The sequence below is a fragment of the Algimonas ampicilliniresistens genome (genome assembly GCF_030159955.1).
Lineage (GTDB): Bacteria > Pseudomonadota > Alphaproteobacteria > Caulobacterales > Maricaulaceae > Litorimonas > Litorimonas ampicilliniresistens.
Map to the genome: position 1 here is coordinate 887721 of NZ_BSNK01000001.1, position 19481 is coordinate 907201.

Sequence of the window (19481 nt, forward strand, 5' to 3'; positions counted from 1 at the left end):
TATCATAAGATCAACAGCTCGCCTCTTCGGGGCGGGCTGTTTTCGTTTGGCCTTAGGCTAATTTGGTAACAAACGAATGCGGCTCAATATCCTTGATGGGGACTCATGCTCGAATTGATCAATGTTGGCCAACGCTATGGTCGCAAGACCGTGCTGGACGGAATATCGCATAGCTTCGCGCCGGGCGTGACAGTGATTACGGGTCCAAGCGGCGCCGGAAAGACGACCTTGCTGCGCCTTTGCGCCAGTGCTGAGCGCCCTAAAAGTGGAACGTTGAGCTGGAATGGAAAGCCTTTGGGGCGATCGCCGAGGGCGTTCCGGACTGGCCTTGGTTACGCGCCGCAGCGAATTGACTTTCCTGAGGATATTTCAGGCCTCGACTTCATGTTGCATATGGCCGCGCTGAAGATGATTGGGACCGGAGCGGCGCGCATTCAAGCGACGGCACTGCTGGACCGACTCGGCCTCGGTCGTGATGCCTCTGGCCTGATCCGGACATATTCCGGGGGTATGCGACGGCGGTTAGGGTTAGCGCAGGCATTTCTCGGCGATCCTGATATTCTTGTGCTGGACGAACCAACGGCAGAACTTGATCCTGTCACAGCAGAGCACGTGCATGACTTGATATTCGAACAGAGAGCCGTCGTGTTGATGACGACGCATTTGGCAGAAAGTTTGGCCAATCGAAAATATCAGACGTTGAAAATTTCAATGCTGGATTCGGTCAAGTAATGGCGTCGATCCTTGATAGGTTTGTGGTGCATGCGCGGATACAATTTCTGCGCCATCTTCGAAGTCCCGTCATCTGGGTGCTGGCATTAGCGGCACCGATTGCGGCGCGTTATCTATTGCCGAAAGCCGGGGCTGATTATTCGGTGATGGCTGTGAATGGGGCTTATCTGGAACTTGATCCGGCCGTCATTGGATTCCAGCTCGGTGTCGTTATGGCGGTTATTTTATCGCCCTTAGCCTATATTTTCTTGCGCGCTGGCCCAACCCGGACGCAACCCTGGCAGGCTGATGATATGACACCTGCGCGTCGTAGCGTACAAATGTTGGCGCATTGGGTCGCAGATACGGGCGCACTCTGGATACTTATGCTTGTTCTTGGTCTGGCGGGCGTATTGTTGTCAGCCTTTCGATTACCCCTGTCAGACGTTCGTCCGTTTCAGACGCTTCTAGCCTTGTCTTTGATCGCTGCTCCGGCACTGGCTGTTATTGCTGGTCTCAGGACAGTGTTTTCCGCCCGTCGCGGTTTACGCGGGGCCGGGGGTGACGTTGTCTTCTTTTTAGTCTGGCTGGCGATGCTCATCATGGCAGCGTCCTACTTTGCGACCGGTGTTGGCGGATCGCCAATGCTCGATATTTTAGGCATTGCAGCGCCTCTATCCGGAGCGACAGACCAAGTGATCTCAGAATTGATCCTGATCGGATCCGCCTCTTACGAGGAGACTGTCAGGATCGACGCGCTGGCGGGTGTGCTGTCGTCGGACTTCCTTCTGTCACGGTTGCTCTGGATCGGGATGACGGCCGTTGCTGTGATGGCCGCCGGAGCGATCTATGCACCGCACCGCTTTAAGCCTTTGCGTCGGGCAGCGTCTGGAGCCGGCGGCCCAGCAAGCTTTTCTGGCTCGCCTATTTCGCCCGCCCATCCGATCGGGTCATTTATACCGCTTCTATTGTCTGATATTCGATTGCTGGCGCGACCCCATTGGCTTGCGATTATCGTCATTTTGGTGGCCTTGGCAGGCATAATGTTGCCATTCCGAGGGATGGTCGGGGCGGCGCTGTCTTTGCTGCTGATTTTCCCCCTAACGCAGCACGGCGCGCGTTGGCGTGGTCAGCAAATGGCGGCGCTGTCTGCGGTTACACCTCGCGGGCCTGAGGATGTCATCATCCGGGTCGTCGCGGCTGTTTTAGTCACCGCGTTGCTGTGTCTACCGTCTGCGATGCGCTTGGTTCTGACCGGCGAGGGTGGGCCTTGGATCGATATTGTCGCAATTGTGGTCGGACTTCCGTTGACCGCCATTCTGCTGGGACATCTCACGCGGTCCGCCGTTGCGGGGCGACTGCTGCTTCTGATCCTCTGGTATATCTATCTCAACATCGGCTCGCCACCGATCTAGATATGCTTAGCGATAAGGCTCGCCAACCGCTCAATCTCTGCGTCTGAGGTATAACCGTGTATGGAGAAGCGCAGGCCCGTCTTTCGCTCGTCATATTGAATGCCATGATCTAAAAGTTTTGTATGCAGACCGGACCTCACCGCCTGTTTGATGACGAAGGTCGCGCCTCTGGCATCGGCTCTAGTAGGTGAGGCCAGATGCTCAGTTGAAATACTGCTGACCAGAAGATTCAACTGCGACTGTATTCGCGCGTAGACGGCGCTCATGTCCACAGACTGCCATACGTCCAGTGCAGCGTTGGCAAGAGACAGAGGGGCCGGGGACGGCGTGCCGCCGAAAAAACGCATCGCATCAGCTGCGTAGCGGAAGTTTCCAATGTCCATTTCAAACGGGTTTTCGTGAGAAAACCAGCCGACATCCAACGGTTCGCTAGCAGCGATCTGGTCTGGTCGCGCATAGAGGAAACAGGCGCCCGGACCGGCACAAAGGAACTTGACGCCCGTGCCAATGACAAAGTCTGGGTCCCAGGCGGATACGGGCACGGCAACGGCGCCAAGTGACTGCGCAATATCGACAATAGTCGTGGCTTTGACGGCTTTCGCGAGCGCACAAATCGAACTGACAGGTAGCAAGTGGGAGCTATCCGATAGAGCGTGAGTGATATGGACGAAGGCGGTCTCCGCGTCGATGGCGGCTTTCCAGCTGGTTATATCGGTTGGATCACCCTCGATGAAACGAAGCCTATACCCTAACCGTTCGGCTAGTTTCATCACGAAGCCAATCGTCGGAAAGTCTTGCCGCGACAGGACAATAACCGAACGCTCCGGACGGAATGGCTGGCTGTATACGATTTTCGTCAGCCCGCTCGACACATTGGTTTGAGGGCAGATTGACGCTGCTTCGACGCCAAGCAATTCTCCTATGCCCGCACGAAATGTGTCGATCAGCGGCATCCAATCCGCCCAGGTTGTCCCGCTTTCCCAAGGCCCTAAAAAAGCTCTGTCCAGTTCATGGCGCGCCGATTTCGGTAGGCACCCGACACTATGTGAGAGGAAGTAGTTGTCAGGAACGTGGAACAGCTCACGCATGAGTTTTTGGGTCTAGCTTGTCGCGTTTCTTACCGTAGGTCGATCCCCAGCGGTCCGTCATTTCCGCTCGAACCTGCCAGAGTTCCGGGAACATCTTGTAGCGAAGTCCTTCATTAAGTATTTCGACAGGGCGGCCCTTAAGCGAGCTGGCAGCCACGCCGATTGATCGGTAGATGAGTTGCATATGGGCGTTACGGAATTTCTGAAACTGCTCGTCAAACTCCGCCAGCGCCTCTGCGATCATATAGGCGTCGTCGTGTGAATAGTCGGAGTCATAGACCTGTTCGAGTGTTCGCGCGCCGCCATCCAAATAGGCGTCGACATAGGTCGCCCAGAGGTCTTTCGGCATCTTTAGCAGAACCCGAAAGCCCGGGCTTTCCTGACCGCTGCCATTGCCGAGGAGCAGTCGAATCCGTTGATAATCTTTGGGTGACATGGTCTCTAGCAGGCTGAGTTGCTGGCTCATCATTTCTTGGCAGATATGGACACGGCGAAACAAAGTGAGCGCCTTGAACGAGTTGCGAGCCTGCATTTCGTCATCAATGTCGAGCAGTGTCGTCGCCATAAGCTTCATCCAGAGCTCTTCGACCTGATGGACGATCATGAACTGAAGTTCGTCCGGATTGCACAGGGCGTCCGGCTCTTTCTGGCAGGCCAGAAGCTGTTCTGTATTAAGGTAAATTTCGTAGTCGAGCTGGCCTGCGCCGCGCATCATCGTTTGATAAGATTGTCTGTCCATTTTGGTCTCTCCTGTTGATTATTCTGTCCAAGTGAGGACAGACATCAGGCGTGACCGGTCAGCCATTTCCGCAGCACATGCTGCGCGAGTTTTAGGTTTTCATTCGACACAGGTTTGACGTGACCAAATTGGTCGGCGCTGTAAAGCCTTGCCTTCAATAGCTCTGAGTGATCAGGGTCGGACGATTTCGAACCAGAAGGGCGGTTCTTCGATCTGAGCAAAGAAAGCTCTGATCTTAAGCGGGTTGCCTGAGAGCTTGGCCTTACGGCTCAGGAGTAGCTTGGCGATGCTGGTTTCTTTTAAGTTCAAACGGTCAAAGTCGACGCGTGCGATGGTTAAAGTCGGTGCGTCGTCGTCGGTCACACCCATCCGGTGATGCAGGGCGCCGCCTGAGACAAACAGATGCGCGGTCTCACCCGTATCCGTCATGACCATATTCATGGCCCGCCCGTCCTCGGCCTTATCCGGATCCAATCTGACTGCCATCAAATCGAAAATCATGGTCAGTGGAACAGCGCTCACCGTATCGGCATTGGCCGTTGTTGGCACGGGCAGGGGCGCGATGCCTGTTCTAAGCTCTTGCGCGCCCGTGAGATAGAAGTTCCGCCACGGGCCGCTCTCGGCAGCAAAAGCCATTTGCGTATAGACGTCGGCTAGCAGGTTAGTTGCGTCCTGATTACCCGGCTCAGCAAAAACAAGATGGTTGAGCGCAGTCGCCGCGCGTTTCAATTGACCGTCCGCTATGTCGCTGCGGGCTTTGCCAATCAGCGCCTCGCCGCCGCCCGCATAGTCGACAAATTGCCGGCCCTCTTCGACAGGTGTCAGGGGGTCGAGATTGGCCGGATTGCCGTCGAAATAGCCGAAATAGAGGTTGTATTGCGCGCGACTATTGTGGCTCACTGTGCCGTAATAGCCGCGATTGGCAAACTGGCTGGTGATACTGTCAGGCAGTTTGATTAGATCCGGGATTTCGTTGATCGTGCGCCCTTGATTGGCCAAACGGACTGTCTGGTCATGAATGACGCGGTAGAGATCGCGCTGGCCGACCCATAGATCGCGCACATCCGCTTCACCCCAAACGGGCCAATGGTGCGAACCAAAGGACACATTCGTCCGGTCTGCGTAACGCTGGATCGCTGTGTCGATATAGCTCGACCAGAGCCGTCCATCCCGTACCTTGGCGCCGCGCGGCGTATAGAGGTTGTGCAGCGTATGATTGATGATCTCGGCCTGCATAAAGGCGCGTTTTTCTGGCATGTAGAACATAAATTCAGACGGAGCTTCAGCACCCTGCGTCAGCATGAATTCTATCTCCACGCCGTCGATCATATGTGTCTCGAAATCGCTCTGAATATCGATTGTGGGCGAGACAATACCGGGGGTGCCGACGCTGATGCCGGGGCCAAGCCCCGCGCCGACCATTGCGTCAGGACCTTTCTTGAGCAGGCTACCAAACATGTAGGAGGCGCGGCGGCTCATCGCGTTGCCCGCCAGAACATTTTCGGACACGGATTCCACAACGAAATTGGCCGGCGCGATGATGGGAATATCGACTCCGTCAGGGAGGACACCGCGCACGCCGCCATAATGGTCGACATGGCTATGAGTGAAGATGATCGCGGATACAGGCCGTTCGCCGAGCGTGTCGTTGATCAGCTTTAGGGCCGCGGTTGCCGCTTCTCGCGTGATAAGTGGGTCGACCACGATCCAGCCTGTCTCGCCTTGGATCACGGAGAGGTTGGAGAGGTCAAATCCGCGAACCTGATAGATGCCCTCTGTCACTTCAAACAGGCCGTGCATGGCATTGAGCTCTGACTGACGCCACAGTGCCGGATGCACCGTGTCAGGACGTTCGCCTTTTAAAAAGTCGAAGCTCTCTGGATCAAATGTTGGCACGGGTGAACCGTCAGGGCCGGGGATTGGCAAGACCTCGGATGTGCCGAGAAAGCCTTTACTCGCGCGTTCAAAATCCCGCCGGTCTGAGAAATCGAGGAGGGCTTTGGCCTCGGCATGCGCCTCCGCCACAAACGGACTGACCTCCTGCGCATGAGCCGGAGCGACGATCAGAAAAAGGGCAATGACCCCAAGTTTATTCAGCCGCAAGCGAAGCCCCTTGTTCTGTGTTGGCCCAGTCTTCTTTGATCATGTCCGCAGCCTTTTCGCCGATCATGATGGACGGGGCGTTGGTATTGCCGGAGACAATCTGCGGCATGATCGAGGCGTCAGCGACGCGCAGACCCGTCATGCCGCGCACCCGTAAACGCGGGTCGACGACTGCCATATCATCCACGCCCATTTTGCAGGTCCCGACAGGGTGATAGACCGTGTCCGCGCGGGCGCGAATATCGGCGATAATTTCGTTCTCATCGTCACTATCGGCTGCGTAGAGAGACTTGGTGTTTGCCTTGTCGAATGGCGGCGCGCGCAGAATGCGCTGCAGCAGCTTCACGCCGCGAATAAGCGTGTTGAGATCGCGTTCGTCTTCCAGAAACGCCGGATCGATGAGAGGAGCGTCCTCGGGGTTGGCGCTCGCGAGTGTGACCGTGCCGCGGCTCATGGGACGCAGGACGCAAACATGACAACTATAGCCCAACCCCAGATGCTGCTTGCGGCCATGATCATCGACGATTGCGCGAACCATATGGAGTTGGATGTCGGGCGAGGGTTCAGATGGGTCCGTATAGAGAAACCCACCGGACTCGGCGAAGTTTGTGGTCAACATTCCGGTCCGGTTCTTCCGGTATTTGAGAATTTCTCCAATCATCCGTAACGTGCCGCCGACCGAATTACCAAATAGGTCTTTGAGCTTGGATTTATAGCAGAGGGTGACGTCTATGTGGTCGTGTAAGTTTTCGCCCACGCCGGGCACATCTACCACGTGTTCAATTCCGTGCGGGGCAAGCTTTGTCTGGCCGCCAATCCCTGACAGCAGCAGGAGCTGAGGCGAGCCGAACGCTCCGGCCGACACGATCACTTCGCGGTTGGCTCGGACGTCGGTCGTTTGTTCTTTACCTTTTGTGATACGGTAGCGCACGCCGATAGCGCGGCCATTTTCAACGAGGATCTTTTCGCTCAGTGCGTGCTGAATGACGGTGAGGTTTGGCCGGTCCTCTGCCGGGTCGAGAAAGGCGCGGGCTGTGCTCCAACGTTCACCATCCTTCTGCGTAACCTCGTAATAGCCCAGACCTTCTTGGCTCTCGCCATTGAAGTCGTCATTGATGGGAATCTGCAACTGGCGTCCAGCCTCGATCAGAATGTCGTTGATTTCAGCCGGACTCCTGACAGGCGCGACGTTCAGCGGCCCGCCTTGCGCGTGGTAATCATTGGCTCCGGCTTCACGATTTTGGCTCTTTTTGAAATAGGGCAGGACGTCATCATAGGCCCACCCATCTGCGCCCATCCGTTCCCAATTGTCATAATCCTCACGATGCCCGCGAATGTAGATCATCGCATTGGAGCCCGAACTTCCACCCAGCATCTTGCCGCGCGGTTGATTGCCTAAGCGATTGTTCAGTTGCTTTTGCGGGACCGTTTCGAGTTTCCAGTCTCTGCCTTTAAAGATCAAATTGGCGATCATCGCCATCGGAATACGGACCGACCAATGCCGATGCGTCCCGCCTGCCTCCAGCAAGAGGACAGAGACATTCGGATCTTCGGACAAACGCGCCGCTATGGTCGCGCCAGCTGAGCCAGCACCGACGATGATATAATCATAGTTGGCCGCCACCTATTTTATGCCCGCCATGCCTTTGACACGGGCGAGCATTTTTTGTGTGCCCTCGGTATAAGGCGGCATCATATCGGCCATCATCTTCTGCTTGAGTGTGTGAAACAGCCCGCCCGTGCTCTGGTGGAAAACGCCTTTCATGTGGCTGAATGTCTCGAAACCAGCCTCGCCGTGATAGGCCCCCATGCCAGACGGCCCGATGCCGCCAAAGCCGATGTCTTCCTGACCAAAATGCCACGCGCAATCATTGATCGTCACGCCGCCCGCATGGGTTTCGTAGAGGACCCGGTCGCGTTTCGCATCGTCTTCCCCAAACCAGTAGAGCGCCAAAGGGCGGTCCTTTGATTTCACAGCGGTACACTGATCCTCGAGGGTTTCTGATGGGACGATGGGAAGGAGTGGTCCGAAGATTTCTTCCTGCATGATCTTCATATCAGGGGTCGTTTCAGTCACGACAGTCAGCGGGATGCGGCGTTCCTTGGCCAGCTGTTGCTTGTCGTCGTTACCGGCCACGCGGATTTTTGCGCCTTTATTCTCTGCATCCTCCAGCAGGGTCTGCAGGCGGGCATAATGAGAGTCGGCGATGACAGATGTGTAATCGTCATTGCCCGCAAATTTTGGATACATGGCCTCAGCCTGGTTGATCATAGCGTCCGAAAAGGCGTCGATCCGAGCTTTGGGCATCAGAACATAATCTGGCGCGATGCAGGTTTGGCCAGCATTGAGAAGTTTAGACTGAGCAATGCGCGCGACTGTCAAATCCAACTTGGCGCTATCATCGATGAGCACGGGTGATTTGCCGCCGAGTTCCAAGGTACAGGGTACGAGATTTTCAGCCGCAGCCTTCGCCACGATTTTTCCAACATTGGTCGACCCGGTAAAAAGCATATGATCGAAGGGCAGGTTGGTGAAAGCAGTAGCCACGTCTACGCCACCCGTCGCCACATAGACAACGTCTGGCTCAAACGCTTCCTCCATCATTGATTTGAAGAGGGCTGAGAATTTTGGCGTATATTCGCTCATCTTGACCATGCAGCGATTGCCAGCTCCAATGGCGCCGATAATGGGGCCGGTCGCTAAGCCAAGTGGATAGTTCCATGGTACGACAATTCCGATCACGCCCATAGGCTGTGGGATAATCTCGTTCCAGCCGGGCTTATAGCTCAGCGATGTGGCGCGTTTGCGTCGCTTCATCCATTTCGGGGTCATCTTCAGGGCGTTATGGATATCGTTATAAGCCATGATAATATCACCCAAGTCGGTATCAACTTTGGATCGATGACCAAAATCGTCAGAGATGGTCTGTTTGATGTCGTCCTCATATTTTCGCAGCACATCGCGAAGGGTTTCCAAACGCGCCTTTCGAACTTCCCATGACGGGTAGGGCGCGGCATCAAAGGCGTCTCTCTGGGCCTTGAATGCGGCCTGCAAGGCCTTGGCGGTTGGCCCTTTCGCCTCGCCCGGTTTGGATTTTGTTGTCTTCGGATTGATGCGGACCATGGGCGGGTTTTCCGTTCTGCGGGACGTTATTGATCGGTTGATCAGTAGCGGAAATAAAAAAGGGCCGCAAACCAGTAAGGTTGCGACCCTCTATTCAGATTTGATGCGGCTCTAGAATTGAGACCGCAATGTCACGCCATATTGACGCGGTGGTTCTAAGAAGGCTGACCGTGAGGCGCCTTGCACTGCCGTGTTGAAGGTGATCCCTCTGGTGATTTCGTCTGTCAGGTTTAGACCCCAGAACTCAATCGAGACCAAATCATTCGGCATCGTGAAGCCGACGCGTGCGTTGAACTTGGCCACGCCGTCCTGATAGTCGAACGGAATTGGAACAGCGGTGCCTGCTACAAGCGGGTTCGTCGAAGTCCTTCGCTTGGATTGGTAGTTCATATTGACGTTGGCTAAGAAGCCCCAGTCTGTATCGAGGAAATCGCCATCATAGGTGATGCCCAATACAGACGACCATTTTGGCGCATTGGTCAAAACATTGTCACAGAGCCCGGACGCCGGCGCAATCGTGCCCCCGCGATCACAATCTTCACCATAATTGGCATCGGCATAGGTGACACCTGAGTTGATGAAGACGGCTTCCGATAGACGGCCATTCAATTCGACTTCCACGCCTTTGGACGACACGTCATCAACGTTGAAAGTCTGGAATTTAGTGCCTGTGAATTCAAGCACTTGGAAATCATCCATCGTTTGGTGGAAACCCGTGACGTTAAAACGGAAGCGACCATCAGCCAGTGTTTTCTTGAAGCCAAACTCCCAAGCATCGATCAGTTCTGAGTTGAACCTTGGATCAGCGCCTGCTTGAGCCGCGGATGCATCAAGGTTGAATCCGCCCGCTTTATAGCCGTGCGTAAAGCCACCGAAGACCAACAGGTCAGGATTTGGTTCCCATGAGAGTTTGGCAGTGTAGACCAGCTCATCATCTGAGAAATTGTCGCTAAACTCTTGCGGAATGAAGGGCAGAGCCGCGAATGCATCCGGAATAAAACCCGAACCAATGGCCGGAGAGGCAAATGGGAAGCAGTTTAAGAACCCCCCGCCGCCGATGAGGGCTGGATTGGTCAGAAGGCCCAGTGTTGCTGGTCCAATTGCCGCGCCAAGCGCCCCCATGGCGCCAGCAGCGGCTGGATCACCGGCTCCTGCCGCTGTCGCGGTCGCTAGGAACGTCGCTGACGCTAGACAACTATTACCGCCAACAGCAACTTGGTCGAATGATCCATCCTTGGAATCGTCAACATAGCGTGCGCCCAAAGTGAGGTCGACCGAGTCCGTTACGGAGAAGATATTGTGCGTGAACACAGAGAAGCTTTCCGCATCTTGCTCAAACCGGTTTCTGGCATACTGGCCGTCTGCGGATAATGGGGCAAATGTTGGGTTAGGATTACCTAGTTGCAGCTGCTGTATGAATGCGCCTGCGCCAGCATAGAGGCTGAGGAAGGATGAAGAGACAGGTCCGATTGGGAAGTTCGCGGAGCCGACTAACGCGCTATAATCTGAGCCAAGACCCAACGTGAACTCTTCGACAATGTCTTCCTGCGCGTAAAAGCCGCCGACCAGCCAGTCTAGACGACCATCCATGGCTTCGCCTTGTAGACGAGCTTCAGCAGTAAAGGTTTGAATGTCATCAAATGATGTTCTGTCCGATGCTGGAACGGTCAGTCCACCTACAGAATATTGCTGACCCGCATTGAAATCCTGCTGCACGGAATTTCCGAGGAAATCCGAATAAGACAGGATGACTGTACCCGTTGCCCCGCCGAAATCATGGTTCAGTTCGGCTGAGAAATTATAGCTCTCAACATTATTGACGAATTCTTGATCGTTGAAGACTTGTGCTTCCAATGAGTCTTCAAATCCGAGGACGGGGAAACGAGCGTCGCGCTGTGCAGTCGTCAAATTCGGGCTCGCTGAAAGCGTTACAGCTGCACAGCAATTCTCATCGACGTCCTGATAGTCTGCGATTAGTCGAAGACTGGTCTGATCTGTTGGTTCCCATAACGCTTGGCCCCGTAGGACAAAGCGGTCGCGGTTGTGGCTCTCAGCATCAGGGTCGACAGACGATGTCAGAAACCCGTCACGTTTATGTAGAGATCCCGTTGCGCGGAAGGCCAGGTTTTCGCCAGCCGGAACGTTTATGCCGCCTTGAACATTGACCATGTTATAATTGCCATAAGTCAGATTGGCGAACCCGCCTGTCTGACCCATTTCTGGTTTCTTTGTTCTGACGACAAGCGCACCAGCGGTTACATTGCGTCCAAACAGTGTCCCTTGCGGGCCGCGCAGCATCTCAATGGCTTCGATGTCGACGAGCTCGCCGAGCGCAATGCCAGGGCGAGATTGGTAGACGCCATCGATGAACACCCCGACAGCCGATTCCAAACCGATATTATTGCCCGTTGTCCCAACGCCGCGAATACGGATTGACGTGCCTTGAGTTTCGGTCTGGGATGATTGGATATTAAAGCCGGGCGCGACAGACGCGAGATCCTTGATGCTGGTAATACCTTGGCGTTCCAACTGCTTCGGAGTGATCGCGGTCACGGCGATCGGAATATCTTGAATGTTAGACGCACGACGCGTTGCTTCGACGATGATGACATCCTCTTCGAAGCGAGTTGTGTCCGTCGCATCGCTATCTTGCGCGAAGGCAGGACTCGCCAACATGGTGGAGGTCAGAAGTGCGGCCGCAATTCGGCTGTGGTTTTGCATGATTTGTCTCCCCGAGCGAATTGCCGCTCATTATTGCATGGGGTGTGTTCACCCTCGGTAGGGGTATAGCGCAGCTTTGACCTGTGTCACGCATCAGTGGGTTATTTGACACATATCTGTTGGCTTTATGGTCCAGCGTTGCTGCCACGCCACACTGACAGCGCTGTCAAAAAACGTTTGTGCCTCCATCTATAGAGGTCGAATCAGGCTTCGTGACGCTTGAATTGCGCTCCAAAGGCGTTGACCAGCGCAAGAGAGCGGCCAGAGATTCGCGGTTCACAGGCCGCAATCTGACTATAACGGCGCCGCAATTTGCCGAGCGCATCTCCTGTTTTAGAACGCAAAGCATCCTCGGCTTGGTCATAGCAGCCTGCGATCCAACCCGCCGTCGATGGTAAGGTCACGACGCCGGAGGCAACCTGTCTGGAATGCGTGGCATAATGTCGTTTATAACCATCGGTTCCGGGTCCAAGATCGATAACGTCATAGCCAATGTCAGGGGCGCTATCGATCAGCGCCTCCATCAGTTGGATGCCGGGGGCATAAGTAATTAGGTCTGGATCATAGCCCACTATCCAGCTGTGAAAGACGTGGCCGTCAGTCAGGCCGAGATCGCAGGCCGCAAGCCTATCGCCAAAATAGAGGACATGGAGATCCGCGCGAAGCGGGGATGACGGGCCTCGCTCCCATAATTCCCGAAGCAAAGCTGAGTTACCGCTGTTGGCCAACACGTCATATTTTCCGGTATCTCGGAATTTCTCCTGCTTCCACTGCATCAGTGTTTGATAGGCGTCGATGTCCCGGCTCTGCATGACAGTCCGAGGCGTACCAACTTCATCTTCTGCTTTCCGGATACGACGGCGTGTGGATTTAAGATGTCGACGGTAGCTGCCATCCCGTGCGGCACGCCACTCATCAGCGTTATTGAGTTCAAGTCGCGTGGTCTCAAGACCATCGTCTGTCGGCACGGCTGTGTAGTGAAAGGCCCCCACCGCCTGTCCCATAAGAAGTTGGCGGATATCTAATTCGGTGTTGGGTGCGGCAATCAGTGTCTGGTAATCTGACAATGGTGCGCCAGACGGGCGCGCAAACGCGCCGCCTTGCCACGGCAGCAATCCGATCAACTCGCCGTCACGATGCGCCAGAGTGACTTTCCCGCCGCCTTGATGCTTATCGACCAAATGGTGGTAATCGGGATGATGGTAAGGGCTCTCTAAGGCTGTATCTGACGCAAGCAGAGAGAGCCAAGCCACGCGGTCGGCTTCGGTAAGGTCGGTCATGGACCGTGTTTCTATCTCGAAAGTCGACGCCATTTCTCAGCCTCTACCCAAAAACCGCTAAAAGCCTCTTAAGCACCTCAAGAGTTGGATGCAGGTTCTACCGATTTGCACCCTTGCCTTCGTGGGACGGGATCGCAAAAGGACGAATATGAGCGGGCACAATCATAATGGTGACCATTCGGGTCATGATCATTCGGGACATAGCCATGCCCCGACGGTCAATGAGTCCAATCGGCGCCGGGTCGGTGTAGCCGCAGTCCTGACTGGCCTGTTCGTGATCGTCGAAGTGATCGGCGGGATGATTTCCGGTTCACTGGCTCTTATTGCCGATGCTGGGCATATGGTCACAGATTTCGCTGCGCTGGCTATGGCTTGGGGCGGATTTGTCATTGCCCAGCGCCCAGCGACCCGGCGACTGACCTTTGGTTATGATCGGTTCTCGATTCTCGTCGCCTTTGTGAACGGGCTGACGCTTTTCCTCGTCGCAGGCTGGATCGTCTGGGAGGCGTTTGGGCGGCTGGCCGATCCGGGTGAGATTTTGGCAGGGCCGATGTTGTGGGTCGCGATCGCCGGACTGTTTGTGAATTTGGCTGTGTTCCAGATACTTAGAGGCGCGGACACGCATAATCTCAATGTTCGGGGCGCGATGTTGCATGTGTTGGGCGATCTGCTTGGTAGTGCGGCGGCGATCCTTGCAGCCTTGATTATCATGGCCACGGGGTGGGTGGCCGCTGATCCGATCCTCTCCGTCCTCGTCGCGCTGCTGATCCTGAAGTCAGCTTGGGGGTTGGTGAAAGAGAGCGCGCACATTCTGCTCGAAGGCGCGCCTGAGGGCATTGATACGGATGCCATCGCGAATGACCTCGTGGCTTCGGTCGAAGGATTGCAATCGGTCGAGCATGTACATGCTTGGTGCATTACGCCTGAACGCCCCATGTTGACGCTGGACGCTTATGTTGAGGATGGTGTGCGCTTGGCCCCGGTTAACCGCGCGATCAAAGCGAGGTTGTCAAACACGTTCGGGATCGATCATGCGACGGTCGATGTGATGCGACGAGACTAGCCTTTTTGCTCAATGGGGCAGGGCTAACGACAGATAGCGTTCGGTCCCATATCAACGTGGAAGTGGTCTTTATGGGCGGCGTTATAGTCCGGTGAAAGCGTGACGTTGAAGATACGGCAGGCTTCTTGCCGTACGTCTCGTAGAAACGCTTTCTCTTTTTTGTCTTTGGAATTCCAACCCGTTAAAACCCGGATGTTCCGGCCATCTGCCAGTTCGAACCCAGCAATGTCCCAAGCATTGGCGAACGCATGTTCGCTCCAACGTCCTGATCCGTTTCCGCGCTGACGCCGACAGGAATAGCTGCCCATATGGTGGACTTTGACGACGCTTTCGCCGAACCGTTTTCGGGCGAGGTCATCGACTTCACGCAACCACAAGAAAGTCGCGATTGAGAGTGGGCATTGCATGTTCGCTTCTCCGGGTACGAGGTCTGCATCACCGCTGGCATACACCAGCCGGGCGACATCCCACCCGCAAGGCTCTTTCGCGTCTTTCGGTTCGGACGGAATTGTCTCAAAATCTTCTATGTCGCGGGCAAGCGACATGCAGACATCACTCGGCGAAACCGAGAGCCGCAAAAGCTGTCCCTTGGTGGCCATGCCGATCGGTCGTTCTGGATCGAGCGGTCGCCAGGGGAGGTGCTGATTGGGAACGACGCGATTAACCGTCCAGCCAATGCCGATCAGAACCAGGATGACGCCGATAAATTTTAGCCATGAAATGAGGCGCACTTTATCCATTAATGCAGACCACCTGTGCGATACGTCGGTCCCGACGAAGCTTATCAGCATACAAAGCGTAGCTGCCGAGATCGACCGGAGTTGGTGTTGTGCCTGTCGGGGCAACAATCCGCCCAAGGTTGCGCGGGGCCACTGTGTAGATCCGTCCGCGTCGCGGAGACTCAGCCGCGACAACTCCGATCAATTCGCCATCGGAATCAAGAACCGGACCGCCTGAAAGCCCGCCGAGTGAGCCCGTTAATCCGCGAGATCGCCCGAGTTCTGACCAGATTAATACGCCTTCATCCGTGCGGTATCGGCCGCGAACCGACATTCGGCCACGCGATAGAAGTGAGGCGACCACTTCGCCCGGCCTGCCTTGGGGATAGCCTAAGAAGTAACCCACTTCGCCGATCTGCCGACGACTCGCCAAATCTGTCGGTAGCGGTTCACGGGACCAAGGCGCTGTGAGACGGGCGAGGTCGACATCCTGAAAAATTTCCGTGCGTGCGATCCGGATGAGTTGTCGTGAATTGACACGAATGCCCACTTCGTCACAACTATCGACCACGTGCCGCGCCGTAACCCACTCGCCGTCATTACTCACAGCAAAAGCGGTTCCCACGCCGGATTGCGGGGCATCGACCTGGACGAGAATGCGCTCATCGTCCGGACTTTCCGATGGCAGCAACGGGCCAAGTCCGGGCAGGTCCGGTGCGGGCGTGACAGTGGGCGCATCGTAATTGGCGTAGAGAATCAACGCGACAAGAATGCCGAGATAGAACAACCAATCGGGAATAGGCAGCTTCATCGCCGCAGGCCTAACCCGCGATGGCAAAGGCAAGAATAATGGAACCAGACAACTTGAAGGCGGCAAGAACCAATGCCGGAGCAGCGATGTCTTTTTCGATCAAATCCGGAATGCCGCGAAAGATCAGATCGGTGAGTCGGAACAAGAAGAGCTGTAAGGTGACCGACAAAGTGCCCCAAATCACTACATCCCAGATCGAAACCTTATGGATCAAACACGCCGCAAGCGGGAGCGATAGAGAAATGATGAGCGCAGAGAGGTGGATCGCCGCCGCCATATTGCCCTGACTAACCAACTTGAACTCATCATGCGGCGTCAATTTCACATAGATGAATAGCGCAATGATGAAGATAGCTGCCACGGAGAGCAGGTAGAAGACTAACCAAGGAAACCCTTGCGCCAAACTGTCGAAAACGGGTTCCATCGCCGTGCATCCACTCTTTTATAATGGCCATTTGGCCTAACCCCGGCGCGGTTTCGCGGTTGGCGCGCTGTGACGCAAGCAAAATCAAGGCAACTTCAACAGTTGTTGCGTTTTACTTTATTCAGCGGCGAAGCTATGGGCGGCCAGACTTAACCCAGCAGGAGACCCTCTATGGCACGCGCCAAAATCGCTCTTATCGGAGCCGGCATGATCGGCGGCACATTGGCTCACATCGCGGCTCGCGAAGAGCTCGGTGATGTTGTGTTGTTCGATATTTTCGAAGGCACTGCGAAGGGCAAGGCGCTCGATTTGTCAGAGGCCGCGCCAGTCTTCGGTAAAGACAGCAAGCTTGTCGGCACAAGCAGCTATGCGGATATTGCCGGGGCTGATGTCTGCATCATCACAGCGGGTTTCCCGCGTAAGCCGGGCATGGACCGCTCAGAGTTGATCGGCAAAAACCTCGGCGTGATCAAACAGGTGGCTGAAGGCATCAAGGAACATGCGCCGAAGGCCTTCGTGATCTGTATCACCAATCCGCTGGATGCGATGGTTTGGGCGCTCCAGAAATTCTCCGGCCTGCAGCCGCGCAAAGTGGTCGGCATGGCTGGCGTGCTCGACAGCGCTCGGTTCCGCTACTTCTTGGCTGACGAATTCCAGTGTTCTGTTGAAGATGTTCACGCTTCTGTCCTCGGTGGTCATGGCGACACTATGGTTCCGCTGACGCGCTATTCCACGGTCAATGGTGTGCCATTGCCAGATCTGATCAAGATGAAATGGACAACACAAGACCGCGTTGACGCTATCGTAGAACGCACGCGTAAGGGCGGCGGCGAGATTGTCGGCCTTCTCGGCAATGGCTCAGCTTTCTACGCTCCGGCTGAGTCTGCTATCGAAATGGCTAAGTCCTATCTGCGCGATAAGAAGCGCATCTTGCCCTGTGCCGTACGACTGTCCGGACAGATTGCAGGTGTGCGTGGCCTTTATGTCGGCGCACCTGCCATGATCGGCGCGCGCGGTGTCGAGAAGGTGATGAATATCCGTCTCAAGGCCGACGAACGCGAAATGTTCATGAAGTCCGTTGCCGCTGTCGAGAAAATCATCGCCGACTGTCAGGAGATGGAACCGAGCCTCAAAGACTAGGCAAACCTTCTCATTATAAAACACCAAAGCCCGGCTTATTAAGCCGGGCTTTTTTATGGGTTTTATTCGATGAAAGGCTAGCCCGGTGCATTGCCCTTTTGGCCAAAGCGTAGGTTCTGATCAATCGTGACGGGCGCAACGTTGCCGTTTCGGCGCGCTTTGTAGACCTGCATATTCTCCATCACGCGCATGACGTAATTGCGGGTTTCGGAGAAGGGGATCTTCTCAACCCAATCGATCGGATCGATTTGACCTTTGCGGGGGTCACCATTGCGTTCGATCCATTGCGACACACGCCGCGGTCCAGCATTGTAGGCGACGGCGGCCATAATGTAGGACCCATCAAAGTCCTCCAACAGATCATTCAGGTGCAGGGCGCCCATATAAGCCGCATAGTTGCGGTCTGTGATCAAGCGGTCGCGGTCATAGGCAATCCGGTGACGGCGCGCGGTTGCGCTAGCCGTCGCATTAATCATCTGCATCATGCCGTAAGCGCTCGCGCTTGAGATCGCATTGCCAGCGAACTCGCTTTCCTGCCGTGCGATGGCGTAGACAAAGGGAATGTCAAAGTTACGTCCGAGCATCTCTATGGGCGGGACAATGGGGTACCCACTCTCAGTTAGCATGCCTTTGAATCGTCCGGCCTGTTTGGCGGCACGGATAGACGGACGCATGAAGCCATAATCGGCACTCAGGCGGCTCAGCAGTGAGAGTTCATCGAGCGTCTCAAGATCGTCATCCAAAGCATAAGCGAAGGTCGAGAAGAACCGTTCTTCGCCCGCTTCGCCGAGTAAGCGAAGAGCACGAATGCGGCGATCATTGTTGAACCGTTGCTGCGCTTGTTGAGAGGCCATTTCTGGCGGTAAGGTGATGCGGGCAATCGACCCCATCAATCGTCTAGCCGCCAATTGTCCATAATATGTATTCGGATAAGTTGACGCTTTCGCGAAGGCTTGGTCGCGTCGTGGGTCTTTCAGCGCTTCAAACGCACGTCCCTGCCAGTAATGTGCTCTGGAAAGGCTGATCGGCGTATTGACGCCCGCTTCGAGGCGCTGGAACCGTTCAAGAGCCAACGCAGGCTGGTTCATTTTTGTCAGGGCCAACCAGCCACCAAGAAATTCGGACTCATACAGAGGTGCCCCCTCAGTCGCGCCATGGAATAGCGTCATCCGATAGGCTTCCATCCATTTCTGCTCGCTGATCAGCCAGTAAGCCATCAACCGTCTCTCGGTCCACATCCGCTCGCGGCCTCGGTCGGTCGTGGCGGGGGATCCGATCTGCATATAGACAGGCAGCGCGTAGTCTTTGTCCTTGCGAAGGCGGCGCCAGCGGGCGCGTTCAAACAGAAAACCGGGATGATTGGCGTGGCTAGCGGGAATGGCATTAACCGCAGCGTTGATACCTCGGCTGTTTGTCGCCAACTTCATCCGCGCATCCATAACGGCACGGTCAGCTTTGCTCATGAAAGGGAGTAGGGCGCGGGCATTAGAGAAATGCCGCGATCCTTCCCAAATCAGGTGGTCGGCGCGGGCGGCGTGATCTTGCGAATTTAAACGGGATTTAAATTGCTGGAATAACTCTTTCTGCGTGTCGCGCGACAGGCGTGCTTCTCGCCACGCATATTTCAGCCAACGATCGCCATTTTCCTGATCACCCAGCCTATAGAAAGCCTTTGCAAGAGCGGCGCGGCCTTCGCCAGAAACAGGTTCCATTTTCAGAAACCAGGCCACGGTCTCTTGTGGAGAGAGAGGTTCATCCAGCAACCGAGCCTCAGCTTTGGCTTGGATAGATACCATGCGTGGCCAGTCGGTTAGTTCATGCGTCACGTAGGTGAGCCAATCGGTCGGGACATTGGGATCGCGGGCCGAGCGAACCCAGCGCAGTAAGTCTTTAGCTGTCGGGTCTTGGATTTCGTCTTTAGCGCGCTTCAGCGTCGTCCATTCACTGCGGGACGCGGCTGAGAGACCGCGTCGCAAGTAAATTGCGTCACGGGGCGAAAGATATTGCGAGAGTGCGGGCGGAGCAGGTTTCAGGCGTGGAATAGGAGCATTGGCGGCCGCCGTGGTTGTTGACACGGGGACGAGAGAAAACATGAGACATAACAAAAATGTCTTCACTCAAAAGCTCCATAAAGTTGCTTCAA

The 19481-nt window shown here is 55.3% G+C and carries 15 protein-coding genes; 4 read left to right on the forward strand and 11 right to left on the reverse strand.

Annotation, left to right across the window (positions count from 1 at the left end; translation table 11 throughout):
* The first annotated feature begins 105 nt into the window (after positions 1-105).
* Together QQL54_RS04170 and QQL54_RS04175 are read left to right on the forward strand one after the other, a co-directional pair.
* The gene (locus QQL54_RS04170; RefSeq protein WP_284387875.1) at positions 106-732 is read left to right on the forward strand and encodes an ABC transporter ATP-binding protein; all 627 of its coding nucleotides are present in this window, start codon (positions 106-108) and stop codon (positions 730-732) included.
* Positions 732-2126: a hypothetical protein gene (locus QQL54_RS04175; RefSeq protein WP_284387877.1), complete on the forward strand. Its 1395-nt coding sequence runs from the start codon at positions 732-734 to the stop codon at positions 2124-2126. Before QQL54_RS04170 ends, QQL54_RS04175 begins: the two co-directional genes overlap by 1 nt.
* Here the strand turns inward: QQL54_RS04175 and QQL54_RS04180 are convergent.
* From QQL54_RS04180 to QQL54_RS04210, 7 genes are all read right to left on the reverse strand, one after another.
* Positions 2123-3214, reverse strand: a complete 1092-nt coding sequence (locus tag QQL54_RS04180) for an aminotransferase class V-fold PLP-dependent enzyme (RefSeq protein ID WP_284387879.1) — start codon at positions 3212-3214, stop codon at positions 2123-2125. The genes QQL54_RS04175 and QQL54_RS04180 overlap by 4 nt on opposite strands.
* On the reverse strand, positions 3207-3953 hold the full coding sequence (locus tag QQL54_RS04185; protein ID WP_284387881.1) for a tryptophan 2,3-dioxygenase family protein: 747 nt from the start codon (positions 3951-3953) through the stop codon (positions 3207-3209). Before QQL54_RS04185 ends, QQL54_RS04180 begins: the two co-directional genes overlap by 8 nt.
* 171 nt (positions 3954-4124) lie before the next feature.
* On the reverse strand, positions 4125-6056 hold the full coding sequence (locus QQL54_RS04190; RefSeq protein WP_284387883.1) for an alkyl/aryl-sulfatase: 1932 nt from the start codon (positions 6054-6056) through the stop codon (positions 4125-4127).
* Positions 6043-7680, reverse strand: coding sequence for a GMC family oxidoreductase (locus QQL54_RS04195; RefSeq protein WP_284387900.1), 1638 nt, complete (start codon positions 7678-7680; stop codon positions 6043-6045). Before QQL54_RS04195 ends, QQL54_RS04190 begins: the two co-directional genes overlap by 14 nt.
* The gene (locus tag QQL54_RS04200; RefSeq protein WP_284387902.1) at positions 7681-9180 is read right to left on the reverse strand and encodes a coniferyl aldehyde dehydrogenase; all 1500 of its coding nucleotides are present in this window, start codon (positions 9178-9180) and stop codon (positions 7681-7683) included.
* Between the two features lie 111 nt (positions 9181-9291).
* A complete protein-coding gene (locus QQL54_RS04205; protein WP_284387905.1) occupies positions 9292-11901 on the reverse strand; it encodes a TonB-dependent receptor in 2610 nt (869 codons plus the stop codon).
* Positions 11902-12104: 203 nt separating this feature from the next.
* The gene (locus tag QQL54_RS04210; RefSeq protein ID WP_284387908.1) at positions 12105-13181 is read right to left on the reverse strand and encodes a GNAT family N-acetyltransferase; all 1077 of its coding nucleotides are present in this window, start codon (positions 13179-13181) and stop codon (positions 12105-12107) included.
* Between the two features lie 148 nt (positions 13182-13329).
* On the opposite strand from QQL54_RS04210, the gene QQL54_RS04215 reads away from it, so the two are divergent.
* Positions 13330-14244 carry a cation diffusion facilitator family transporter gene (locus tag QQL54_RS04215; protein ID WP_284387910.1) on the forward strand — a complete coding sequence of 305 codons (915 nt, stop codon included), beginning with the start codon at positions 13330-13332 and terminating at the stop codon, positions 14242-14244.
* Positions 14245-14267: 23 nt separating this feature from the next.
* Here QQL54_RS04215 and QQL54_RS04220 read toward each other — a convergent pair whose 3' ends face one another.
* Genes QQL54_RS04220 through QQL54_RS04230 form a run of 3 tightly spaced genes read right to left on the reverse strand, consistent with a single transcriptional unit; the run spans position 14268 to position 16198 of the window.
* On the reverse strand, positions 14268-14975 hold the full coding sequence (locus QQL54_RS04220; RefSeq protein WP_284387913.1) for an extensin-like domain-containing protein: 708 nt from the start codon (positions 14973-14975) through the stop codon (positions 14268-14270).
* Between the two features lies 1 nt (position 14976).
* Positions 14977-15774 (reverse strand): S1 family peptidase, encoded by a 798-nt coding sequence (locus QQL54_RS04225; protein ID WP_284387915.1) that lies wholly within the window; start codon positions 15772-15774, stop codon positions 14977-14979.
* A gap of 10 nt (positions 15775-15784) precedes the next feature.
* On the reverse strand, positions 15785-16198 hold the full coding sequence (locus QQL54_RS04230) for a DUF350 domain-containing protein (protein WP_284387917.1): 414 nt from the start codon (positions 16196-16198) through the stop codon (positions 15785-15787).
* A gap of 171 nt (positions 16199-16369) precedes the next feature.
* Here QQL54_RS04230 and mdh point away from each other — a divergent pair, with 171 nt between their 5' ends.
* Entirely contained in the window at positions 16370-17338 is a 969-nt protein-coding gene (gene mdh, locus QQL54_RS04235) for a malate dehydrogenase (RefSeq protein WP_284387919.1), read from the forward strand.
* A gap of 77 nt (positions 17339-17415) precedes the next feature.
* Here the strand turns inward: mdh and QQL54_RS04240 are convergent, their stop codons facing one another.
* Positions 17416-19431, reverse strand: a complete 2016-nt coding sequence (locus QQL54_RS04240) for a lytic transglycosylase domain-containing protein (RefSeq protein WP_284387921.1) — start codon at positions 19429-19431, stop codon at positions 17416-17418.
* Positions 19432-19481 lie beyond the last annotated feature (50 nt).

Excerpts from the sequence above, each read along its gene's own strand:
- QQL54_RS04170 (WP_284387875.1), top strand. The coding sequence starts at position 106 with ATGCTCGAATTGATCAATGTTGGCCAACGCTATGGTCGCAAGACCGTG.
- QQL54_RS04175 (WP_284387877.1), top strand. The coding sequence starts at position 732 with ATGGCGTCGATCCTTGATAGGTTTGTGGTGCATGCGCGGATACAATTT.
- QQL54_RS04180 (WP_284387879.1), bottom strand. The coding sequence starts at position 3,214 with ATGCGTGAGCTGTTCCACGTTCCTGACAACTACTTCCTCTCACATAGT.
- QQL54_RS04185 (WP_284387881.1), bottom strand. The coding sequence starts at position 3,953 with ATGGACAGACAATCTTATCAAACGATGATGCGCGGCGCAGGCCAGCTC.
- QQL54_RS04200 (WP_284387902.1), bottom strand. The coding sequence starts at position 9,180 with ATGGTCCGCATCAATCCGAAGACAACAAAATCCAAACCGGGCGAGGCG.
- QQL54_RS04205 (WP_284387905.1), bottom strand. The coding sequence starts at position 11,901 with ATGCAAAACCACAGCCGAATTGCGGCCGCACTTCTGACCTCCACCATG.
- QQL54_RS04210 (WP_284387908.1), bottom strand. The coding sequence starts at position 13,181 with ATGACCGACCTTACCGAAGCCGACCGCGTGGCTTGGCTCTCTCTGCTT.
- QQL54_RS04215 (WP_284387910.1), top strand. The coding sequence starts at position 13,330 with ATGAGCGGGCACAATCATAATGGTGACCATTCGGGTCATGATCATTCG.
- QQL54_RS04225 (WP_284387915.1), bottom strand. The coding sequence starts at position 15,774 with ATGAAGCTGCCTATTCCCGATTGGTTGTTCTATCTCGGCATTCTTGTC.
- QQL54_RS04230 (WP_284387917.1), bottom strand. The coding sequence starts at position 16,198 with ATGGAACCCGTTTTCGACAGTTTGGCGCAAGGGTTTCCTTGGTTAGTC.
- mdh (WP_284387919.1), top strand. The coding sequence starts at position 16,370 with ATGGCACGCGCCAAAATCGCTCTTATCGGAGCCGGCATGATCGGCGGC.
- QQL54_RS04240 (WP_284387921.1), bottom strand. The coding sequence starts at position 19,431 with ATGTTTTCTCTCGTCCCCGTGTCAACAACCACGGCGGCCGCCAATGCT.